2 protein-coding genes are annotated in these 11,179 nt (G+C 65.8%); both read left to right on the top strand.

Annotated elements, in window-relative coordinates; all coding sequences use genetic code 11:
* Position 1 precedes the first annotated feature (1 nt).
* Positions 2 to 7,828 (top strand): amino acid adenylation domain-containing protein, encoded by a 7,827-nt coding sequence (locus ACFY9W_RS05380; protein WP_391126789.1) that lies wholly within the window; start codon positions 2 to 4, stop codon positions 7,826 to 7,828.
* Between the two features lies 1 nt (position 7,829).
* Complete coding sequence (locus tag ACFY9W_RS05375) at positions 7,830 to 11,174, top strand: amino acid adenylation domain-containing protein (RefSeq protein WP_391126786.1); 3,345 nt, start codon at positions 7,830 to 7,832, stop codon at positions 11,172 to 11,174.
* Positions 11,175 to 11,179 lie beyond the last annotated feature (5 nt).

Below are 11,179 nucleotides of genomic sequence, written 5' to 3'. Positions count from 1 at the left end.
CATGGAACTCACTGCAGCACAACGCATTGCCCAACGTTTCGTCGGCCTTCCGCTGGAGCAGCGCCAGCAAATCCTGGAAAAGATGCAGGCCAGCGGCCAGAGCTTCCGCCTGCTGCCCATCGTGCCCGCACGCCAGGGCCTGGCGCACATCCCCCTGTCGTATGCCCACCAGCGCCTGCTGTTCCTCTGGCAGCTGGAGCCCGACAGCCCGGCCTACAACGTGCCGATGGCGGTGCGCCTGAAGGGCGCGCTGGACCAGGCGGTGCTGCAACAGGCGCTGGATGCGCTGGTGCAACGGCACGAGTCGCTGCGCACGCGCTTTGCATCGGATGAGGGCGCGTTCCACCAGGAGATCCTCGAGCACTGCCCGCTGCCGCTGGAGCTGGTGACGTTCGACAGCCCACCCGACGAGGGGGCTTTGAGCGTGGCGGTGGACGCTGCCCTCAAGCAACCGTTCGACCTGCTGACCGGGCCGCTGCTGCGGGTGGCCCTGCTGCGCGTAACGGACGAAGAGCACGTGCTGGTGCTGAGCATGCACCACATCATCTCTGACGGCTGGTCCAGCGATGTGCTGGTGCAGGAGTTCATCCAGCTATACACCGCCCTGGCCGAAGGCCGTCAAGCGCAGCTGCCGGCCTTGCCGATCCAGTACGCTGATTACGCCATCTGGCAGCGCGCCTGGCTTGAAGCCGGGGAAGCAGAGCGGCAACTGGCCTACTGGCGCACGCAACTGGGCGATGAGCAACCGGTGCTGAGCCTGCCGCTGGATTTCGAGCGCCCGGCCACACCCAGCCAGCGCGGCGCGGTGGTGCGCGTGGACATTGCCGGCGAACAGGCCGAAGCCCTGCGCAACCAGGCGCGCAAGGGCGGCCACACGCTGTTCGTGCTGGTGCTGGCGGCCATGGCGGTGGTGCTGTCGCGCTACAGCGGCCAGGCCGACATCCGTATCGGTGCGCCGAATGCCGGGCGCAACCGCAAGGAGCTGGAAGGCCTGATCGGCTTCTTCATCAACACCCAGGTGTTGCGTGTGCAGGTTGACGAGCGCGCCACCTTCGCCGCGCTGCTGGAGCAGGTCAAGGACGTGATCGGCGGCGCGCAGTCGCACCAGGAGATACCGTTCGAACACCTGGTGGATGCTTTGCTGCCTGAGCGCAACCTGGCCCACAACCCGCTGTTCCAGTTCAAGATCAACCAGCACGTGGCCGCCAGCGACACCGGGCGCAAGCGCCTGGGTGCGCTGGAGGTGGAAGGCTTTGCCCGTGACGGCGGCGATGCCCGCTTTGACCTGGCGTTCGACTTCTCTGACAAGGCCGATGGCATCGAAGGCTACTTCACCTACGCCACCGACCTGTTCGAGCAAGCCACCATCGAGCGCATGGCCGGCTCGCTGCGCCAGGTGCTGGGCGCGTTGACCCGCGACCCGCAGCAGGTAATCGTCGACTGCCCAGAGGGGGTGGCCGCGCTGCCGGCTGCCGTGCAGTCTTATCCGCACGGCGACATCCTTGCGTTGTGGCGCCAGGCCATGGCCCAGGGCCAGGCCCATGGCGGCGTGCGCGCGGGTGAGCGGTTCATGACCCAGGCCGGGCTTGAGGCGGCGTCCAACCGCCTGGCCGATTACCTGCGCCAGCGTGGGGTTGGTGCGGGCAACATCGTCGCCCTGTGCCTGCCGCGTTCCATCGAGTGGGTCAGCGCCTTGCTGGCCGTGCTCAAGACCGGCGCGGCCTACCTGCCACTGGACGCCCAGCAACCCCAGGAGCGCTTGCAACAACTGATTGCCGACAGTGGTGCCACAGTGCTGCTGCACGAGCCCGGTGATGAGCGTTTCGCCAACCTGCAAGGCGTGCAGGTGATTGCCTGCGAGCACACCGCCTGGGCAGCCTGTAGCGACAGCCCAGTCGAGGTGGCCATCGCGCCTGAGCAGCCGGCTTACCTGATCTACACTTCCGGCTCGACCGGCCAACCGAAAGGTGTGGTGGTCAGCCACGGCGCGCTGGCCAGCTACACCCAGGCCGTGCTGGAGCGCCTGCAACTGCCGGCCGCAGCCAGTATGGCGATGGTATCCACCCCCGCAGCCGACCTGGGCCATACCGTGCTGTTCGGCGCCCTGGCGTCCGGCCGCTTGCTGCACCTGCTGCCGCAGGAACTGGCGTTCGACCCGGATGGTTTCGCCAGCTACATGGCGCAACACCAGGTGGGTGTGCTGAAGCTGGTGCCGAGCCACTTGCAAGGCTTGCTGCAAGCAGCCCGCGCCGCCGATGTGCTGCCTGCCGAGGTGCTGGTCCTGGGGGGCGAGGCGTGCAGCTGGGGGCTGCTGGAAAAGGTCCGCGAATTGCGCCCGGGCTGCCGGGTAATCAACCACTATGGCCCGACCGAAACCACGGTTGGCGTGCTCACCTTCGAACCCGGGCAGCCTGTACCTGGCTGCCGCACAGTGCCGGTAGGCCGCCCGCTGGGCAATGCCTGTGCGCAGGTGCTGGATGGTTACCTCAACCCGCTGGCGGCGCAGGTTGCCGGTGATCTGTACCTGGGCGGGCGAGGGGTTGCCCAGGGCTACCTGGGGCAGCCAGCGCTGACCGCCGAGCGCTTTGTGCCCGCCGAAGGCGGCACCCGCCTGTACCGCACCGGTGACCGCGCCCGCCTGACCGCAGATGGCCTGGTCGAGTTCGTCGGCCGCGCTGACGACCAGGTGAAAATCCGCGGTTACCGGGTAGAGCCGGGTGAAGTTGGCCGGGTATTGGCAGGCTTGCCGGGTGTCAACGACGCCGTGGTGCTGGCACTGCCGCTGGAAGGCGATGCCGAACGCCTGCAACTGGTGGCCTACGCCGTGGCCGATGGCGGCGTGACCGTGCAGCAGTTGCAGGCGCAACTGCAAGCACGCCTGCCAGACTACATGGTGCCGGCACAGATGCTGTTGCTGGAGCGCCTGCCACTGACCGCCAACGGCAAGCTCGACAAGCGTGTACTGCCGGCACCGGGTGCCGTCAGCCGTGGCTACGTGGCGCCGGAAGGCGAAATCGAGGAGAAGCTGGCCGCTGTCTGGGCCGATGTACTGAAGTTGGAGCAGGTCGGCAGCAGCGACAACTTCTTCGAGCTGGGCGGCGACTCGATCCTCAGCCTGCAAATCATCGCCCGGGCCAAGCGCCAGGGCATCAAGATCACCCCCAAGCAACTGTTCGAGCAACAGACCATCGCCCAGCTGGCCCTGGTGGCCAAGCGCATCGAGGCCAGGCAGCAGGTGGCCGCAGCGGCAGCGGTGGACACCGCCATCAGTGGCGAGGCCGCGCTGCTGCCAGCCCAGGTGCGTTTCTTCGAAATGGATATCGCACAGCCTGCGCACTGGAACCAGTCTGTATTGCTCAAGCCGGCCGACCCGGTACAGGTGCCGCAACTGGAAGCAGCCCTGCGCGCAGTGGTTGAGCAGCACGATGCCCTGCGCCTGCGTTTCATCCAGGGCAACGGCCAGTGGCAAGCCCGCTTCCAGCCACTGGACAATGCGCCGCTGGTGCGCCAGCGCAAGCTGGCCACGCTGGACGAACTCGACGTTGCCGGCAACGAGGTGCAAGCCGGCCTCGACCTGGCGCTCGGCCCGCTGCTGCGCGCCGAACTGTTCGACTTCGCCGATGGCCAGCAGCGCCTGCTGCTGGTGGTTCACCACCTGGTGGTGGATGGTGTGTCGTGGCGGGTACTGCTCGAAGACCTGCAAGCCGCGTACCAGCAGGTACTCAACGGCCAGGCCATCAGCCTGCCTGCCAAGACCAGCCCGGTGAAAGCCTGGGCCGAGCGCCTGGCCGCCCACGCCAGTAGCCCTGCCCTGCAAGCGCAGCAAGGCTACTGGCAGCAGGTGCTGGCCGGCGACCATGCCGAGCTGCCGCGTGACAACCCACAGGGCAGCCTGGACAACAGCCATGCCCGCACCGCCGCCACGCGGCTGGATGCCGAACGCACCGCCAAATTGCTGAAGCAGGCACCGGCCGCCTACCGTACACAGATCAACGACCTGCTGCTGACTGCGCTGGCACGCACCCTGTGCCAGTGGAGCGCACAGGACAACGTACTGGTGCAACTGGAAGGCCATGGCCGTGAAGACCTGTTCGACGACCTCGACCTCAGCCGCACCGTGGGCTGGTTCACCAGCCTGTTCCCGGTGCGCCTCACCCCAGGTCACGATCTGGGCCAGTCGATCAAGGCGGTTAAGGAGCAGTTGCGCGGGGTGCCGGACAAAGGCATCGGCTACGGCCTGTTGCGTTACCTCGGTACAGCCGAAGCGCGTCAGCAACTGGCGGGCGCCGGCCAGGCCCGCGTCACCTTCAACTACCTCGGCCAGTTCGACGCAAGCTTCGGTGGCGAGGCCAGCGCACTGTTCGTGCCAAGTGGTGAAGCGGCAGGTCGCACCCAATGTGCCGGTGCGCAGTTGGGGAACTGGCTGAGCATCACCGGCCAGGTGTACGGCGGTGAACTGTTCCTGGAGTGGACCTTCAGCGCCGACGTTCACCACCCGGCCACCATCGAACACCTGGCCCGCGCCTACGAGCAGGCCCTGACGGAGCTGGTAGAGCACTGCTGCGACGCTCGGCACCAGGGTGTGACGCCGTCGGACTTCCCGCTGGCCGCACTGACCCAGCCACAACTGGACAGCCTGCCGCTAAACGCCGGGCAGATCGCCGATGTGTACCCGCTGTCGCCCATGCAGCAGGGCATGCTGTTCCACACCCTGTACGACCAGCAGGCCGGCAACTACATCAACCAGCTGCGCGTGGATGTGCACGGGCTGGATGTGCTGCGCTTCAAGAACGCCTGGCAGGCTACGCTCGATGCTCATGACATCCTGCGTACCGGCTTCCTCATGCAGGGCGAGCTGGATCAGGCCGTGCAAGTGGTGCGCAAGGCTGTCGAGTTGCCGTTCATCGAGCACGACTGGCGCGGCCAGCCGGCGCTGGAGCAGGCCTTGCAGGCCTTGGCCGAGGGCGAGCGCCAACGCGGCTTCGACCTGGCCGCTGCACCGCTGCTGCGCCTGGTGCTGGTGCGTACGGCTGACGACAGCCACCAGTTGATCTACACCAACCACCATATCCTCATGGACGGCTGGAGCACCTCGCGCCTGCTGGGTGAAGTGCTGCAACGCTATGCCGGTGTGGCGCCTCAGGCGCAGGCCACGCATTACCGTGACTACATCGGCTGGCTGCAAGGCCAGGACGCGGCGGTGGCCGAAGCCTTCTGGAAGGCTCAGCTCGCCACCCTGGACGAGCCGACCCGGCTGGCCCAGGCCATTGCCGGCAGCGCAGGCATCGCCGGCACGGGCTACGGTGACCATCGCCTGGCCTTCGACCGCGAGCAGACTGCGCGCATCGAAACCTTCGCCCGGGCCAACCGGGTCACGGTCAACACCTTGGTGCAATCGGCCTGGTTGCTGCTGTTGCAGCGTTGCACCGGCCAGGCCAGCGTGTGCTTCGGCGCCACCGTCGCCGGCCGCCCGGCCGACCTGCCCGGTGTGGAAGAGCAGATCGGCCTGTTCATCAACACCCTGCCGGTAATCGGCGCACCGCGTGCCGAGCAGACCGTGGCCGAGTGGATCGGCCAGGTACAGGCCGGCAACCTGGCCGTGCGCGAGTTCGAGCACACGCCGCTGTACGACGTGCAGCGCTGGGCGGGGCAGGGCGGTGACGCGCTGTTCGACAGCATCCTGGTATTCGAGAACTACCCGGTGGCCGAGGCGCTGCAACAAGGCGCCCCCGGTGGCCTGCGCTTTGGCGAGGTGGCCGTACAGGAGCAGACCAACTACCCGCTGACCCTGGTGGTGGAACTGGGCACGACCCTGTCGATGCAATACAGCCATGACCGTGCGCTATGGAACGATGAAACCATCGGCCGCCTGGCGGGCTACTTTGCCAACCTGCTGCGGGCGCTGGTGGAAAGCGCCGATGCAGTGGTCGGTGATTTGCCGATGCTGGCCCAGCCTGAACAGCAGTTGATGGTCGAAGGCTGGAACCACACCCAGGCGGCATACCCGGACGTGCGCAGTATTCATCAGCTGATCGAAGCCCAGGTATTCGCCACCCCGGACGCCCCGGCGCTGGTGTTCGGTGAGCAGACCCTGAGCTACGCCGCGCTCAACCGCCGTGCCAACCAGCTGGCGCACAAGCTGCGCGAGCTGGGCGTTGGCCCGGATGCGCTGGTGGGCATCGCCATGGAGCGCAGCCTGGAAATGGTCATTGGCCTGCTGGGTATCGTCAAGGCCGGCAGCGCCTACGTGCCGCTGGACCCGGAATACCCGCAGGACCGCCTGGCCTACATGTTCGAAGACAGCGGCATCGCCTTGCTGCTGACCCAGTCGCACCTGCGCGACAGCCTGCCGATCCCGGCCGGCCTGCGCAGCCTGGACCTGGATGTCGAAGACCTTAGCGGTTTCAGCGACGCCAACCCGAACATCGACGTGGCACCGCTGAACCTGGCCTACGTGATCTACACCTCCGGCTCCACCGGCCGCCCGAAAGGCGCCGGCAACAGCCACCAGGCACTGGTCAACCGCCTGTGGTGGATGCAGAAGGCGTATGGCCTGGACGCCAGCGACAGCGTGTTGCAGAAAACCCCGTTCAGCTTCGACGTGTCGGTGTGGGAGTTCTTCTGGCCGCTGATGACCGGCGCGCGTTTGGTCGTGGCTCAGCCCGGCGCCCACCGCGACCCGCAGCTGCTGGTGGAAACCATCACCCAGCATGGCATCAGCACGCTGCACTTTGTGCCGTCGATGTTGCAGGCGTTCATGACCCATGAAGCGGTCGAGAGCTGCACAAGCCTCAAGCGCGTGGTGTGCAGCGGTGAGGCGCTGTCGGCCGAGCTGGCACGTCAGACCCTGCAACGCCTGCCGGCCGCGGGCCTGTACAACCTGTACGGCCCGACCGAGGCGGCCATCGACGTTACCCACTGGACCTGCCAGCCGGACGAAAGCATCAGCGTGCCGATTGGCCAGCCGATCGACAACCTGAAGACGCACATCCTGGAAGGCAGCCTGCAACCGGCCGTGCGCGGCAGTGCCGGCGAGCTGTACCTCGGTGGCGTCGGCCTGGCTCGCGGTTACCACCAGCGCCCAGCGCTGACTGCCGAACGCTTTGTACCGGACCCGTTCAGCGACAACGGTGGTCGCCTGTACCGCACCGGCGACCTGGCGCGCTACCGCGCCGACGGCGTGATCGATTACGCCGGGCGTATCGACCACCAGGTGAAGATCCGCGGCCTTCGCATCGAACTGGGCGAGATCGAAGCGCGCCTGCTGGAGCTGCCGAGCGTGCAGGAAGCGGTGGTGCTGGCGCAGGACGGGCCGAGCGGCAAGCAGTTGGTGGGCTACGTGGTGCCTGCCGACAGCACGCAGGATGAAGGCGCACTGCGCGACAGCCTGCGTGAGACGCTGAAGGCCGGCCTGCCGGACTACATGGTGCCTGCGCACCTGCTGGTGCTCGACAAGCTGCCGGTAACGCCAAACGGCAAGCTGGACCGCAAGGCCCTGCCGCAGCCGGATGCCAGCCAGTTGCAGGGCGAGTACATCGCCCCGCAAAGCGAGCTGGAGCAGCAGATCGCGGCGATCTGGGCGGATGTGCTGAAGCTGGAGAGGGTTGGCCTGAGCGACAACTTCTTCGCGCTGGGTGGGCATTCCTTGCTGGCCACGCAAGCGGTGGCGCGGTTGCAGCTGGACCTGGGCGCCGAGACGCCACTGGCCTTGTTGTTCCAGACCGACAACCTACGCGACTACGCCGCCGCCGTCAGCGCAACCCGCACTGACCGCTCGGCAGACCTGGACGAGTTCCACGACTTCATGAATGAGCTTGAGGCAGTTTGATATGAGCACCGATAACCGCAACACCGACCTGGTTCACCGCTTCATTCGACTGCCGCTGGAGCAGCGCAAGCTGTTCCTGGACAAGCTGGCGTCCAAGGGCAGCAGCCTGGCGCAGTTGCCGATTCCACAGACGCGCGGCGAGTTCGAACAGTTGCCCCTTTCATACGCCCAGCAACGCCAGTGGTTCCTGTGGAAGCTGGACCCGGACAGTGCGGTGTACAACATCTCTTCGGCCCTGCGCTTCAAGGGCGAGCTGGACCGACCGGCGCTTCAACGGGCCTTTGACACGTTGCTGGCCAGGCACGACGCGCTGCGTACCACCTTCAGCCAACAAGGTGAGCGGGTGGTGCAGGTGGTTCATGCAGCCCCGCCATTGGCCGTGGCCCATGAACGATTGAACGGTACGGGCGAACAGGCCTTGCGCCAGCAGGTGGAGCACGAGGCCAGTCTGGGCTTCGACCTTGAGGCTGGCCCGCTGCTGCGGGTCAAGCTGCTGGAGCTGGATGCACAAGAGCACGTTCTGGTGTTGGTGCTGCACCACATCATCGCCGACGGCTGGTCGATGCCGTTGATGGTGGAAGAACTGGTGCACCTGTACGCGGCTTACCGCGAAGGCGGCGATGCGCAGTTGCCAACGCTGCCCATCCAGTATGCCGACTATGCCATCTGGCAGCGCAGCTGGATGGAGGCCGGTGAACAGGCGCGGCAACTGGCGTACTGGCGCGCGCAACTGGGGGGCGAGGCCCCGGTGCTGGAGTTGCCGACCGACCGCCCGCGGCCAACAGTCAGCAGCCTCAAGGGCGAGCGCCTGGCCATCGACCTGGACCAGCAGCAGGCGCAAGCGCTCAAGCAGTTCGCCCAGCAACAGGGCGTGACCCCGTTCATGCTGCTGCTGGCCAGTTTCCAGATCCTGTTGCACCGTTATTCGGGGCAGTCTGATATTCGTGTCGGTGTGCCGGTGGCCAACCGGAATCGTGTGGAAACCGAGCGCCTGGTAGGGCTGTTTGTCAACACCCAGGTGCTGCGTGCCGAGTTTGACATACAGATGACCTTCAGCGACTTCCTTGGCCAGGTCAAGCAGCGGGTCGTCGAGGCCCAGGCCCACCAGGACCTGCCGTTCGAGCAACTGGTAGAGGCCCTGCAGCCAGAGCGCAGCCTGAACCACAGCCCGCTGTTCCAGGTGATGTACAACCACCAGACCCAGGCCCGGGGCGAGCAGCGCAGCTTGCCGGGCCTGCAGGTAGACGCCGTGGCCTGGGACAACCACACGGCCAAGTTCGACCTGACCCTGGAAACGTTCGAGCACGAGGCGGGTATCGGCGCGGCGCTGATATACGCCACCGATCTTTTCGATAGCGCTACAGTAAAGACCCTGGTCCGGCACTGGCAGAATTTGCTGAGCGCCATCATCCGCCAGCCTGACCAGCGTATTGCCGACCTTGCCTTGCTGGATGCGGCCGAGCAGCAGCAGATCGTCAGTGGCTGGAACGCGACCCAGGCCAGCTTCCCGGATGAACACAGCGTTCATCAGTTGTTCGAGGCGCAGGTGAAGAAGACCCCTGAAGCCCCGGCGCTGATCGTTGGCGAGCAGGCGCTGAGCTATGGCGAGCTCAACCGCCGCGCCAACCGGTTGGCCCACAAACTGCGCGAGCAGGGTGTCGGCCCGGATGTGCTGGTGGGCATTGCAATGCAGCGCAGCCAGGAACTGGTGGTCGGCCTGTTGGCCATTCTCAAGGCCGGCGGTGCCTACGTGCCGCTGGACCCGGAATACCCGCAGGACCGCCTGGAGTACATGCTCGAAGACAGCCAGGCGATCCTGCTGTTGTCGGAAACCAGCCTTGTCTCACGCATGCCCGGGCAGTTCCAGTCGCGCACGTTGTTGATCGACCAGTTGGCGCTGGAAGGCTACCCGGACACCGACCTGGCTTGCGTGACCAGCGCCCGCAACCTCATCTATTGCATCTACACCTCTGGCTCCACGGGCAAACCCAAGGGCGTGCAGATCGAACATCGCAGCGTGGCGGCACTGATCGGCTGGTCGCTGTCGGTTTACAGCCAGGCAGACCTGTGCGGTGTGCTGTTCTCCACTTCTATCTGCTTCGACCTGTCGGTATGGGAGCTGTTTGTCACCTTGTCGGCCGGTGGTTATGCGGTGCTGGCTGCCAACGCCCTGGAGCTGCCGCTGCTGGCAGCCAGGGACCGGGTGCGGCTGATCAACACCGTGCCCTCGGCCATCAAGCAGCTGGGCGAAAGCGGCAGCATTCCGCCATCGGTGAAAACCATCAACCTGTGTGGCGAAGCGCTGAAACAGTCGATTGTCGACGACCTGTACCGCTTGGAGCACGTGAGCGATGTGTACGACCTGTATGGCCCGTCCGAAGACACCACCTATTCCACCTGCACGCTGAGGGCGGCCGGCGGCAAGGCCAATATCGGGCGGCCCTTGGACAACAGTGCGGCCTATGTACTGAGCGGCAGCCTGCAACCTGTTCCGGTGGGGGCGGTCGGCGAGTTGTATCTGGCAGGTGCCGGCCTGGCCCGCGGCTACCTGAAGCGCCCGGGGCTCAGCGCCGAACGCTTCATCCCGAACCCGTTCGATGAGCAGGGTGGGCGTATCTACCGGACCGGCGACCTGGCCCGCTATCGTCTTGACGGTGTGCTGGAGTATGTCGGCCGGGTGGACCATCAGGTGAAGGTGCGCGGTTTCCGCATCGAGCTGGGTGAGATCGAAGTGCGCCTGCAGCAAGAAGCCGTGCGGGAAGCGGTGGTCGTCGCCGTTGACGGGGCCGGTGGCCAGTATCTGGTGGCCTATGTCGTACCGGCCGATGCCGGTGTCATGGGAGACACCGCTGCGCAGTCGGCCCTGCAGGAGCACTTGCGGGCGGCCCTGCGCAAGAACCTGCCCGAATACATGGTGCCATCTTCGCTGGTACTGCTCGACAGGTTTCCGCTCACGCCCAACGGCAAGCTGGACCGCAAAGCGCTGCCGCGTCCAGACCAGGCTCCGCTGGAAGCAAGTCATGTCGCGCCGACTACGCCATTGCAACAGCAGGTGGCAGAAATCTGGGCCGATGTGCTGAAAATCGATCGGGTTGGCCTGAACGACAACTTCTTCTTCCTCGGCGGCCACTCGTTGATCGCCACCCAGGTAACCAGCCGCATCCAGGAGCAGGTGGGGCTGGCGGTGAGCCTGAAAGCGTTGTTCGAAAACCCCGTGCTGGGCGATTACTGCGCGCAGCTGGAGCAGCTCTCGCCACAGGCAGACCCGCTGCAGAGCGAACTGGCTAAATCCCTGGAGGCCTTGAAACGTCTATCTACGGAGGAAATTGAAAAGCTGGTTTCTTAGGAGAT

The sequence above is a fragment of the Pseudomonas sp. NPDC008258 genome, assembly GCF_042956345.1.
In the GTDB taxonomy this organism is placed as follows: domain Bacteria; phylum Pseudomonadota; class Gammaproteobacteria; order Pseudomonadales; family Pseudomonadaceae; genus Aquipseudomonas.
The sequence above is the reverse complement of the archived record's forward strand: the minus strand, read 5'-3'. Positions and strand labels throughout refer to the sequence as shown.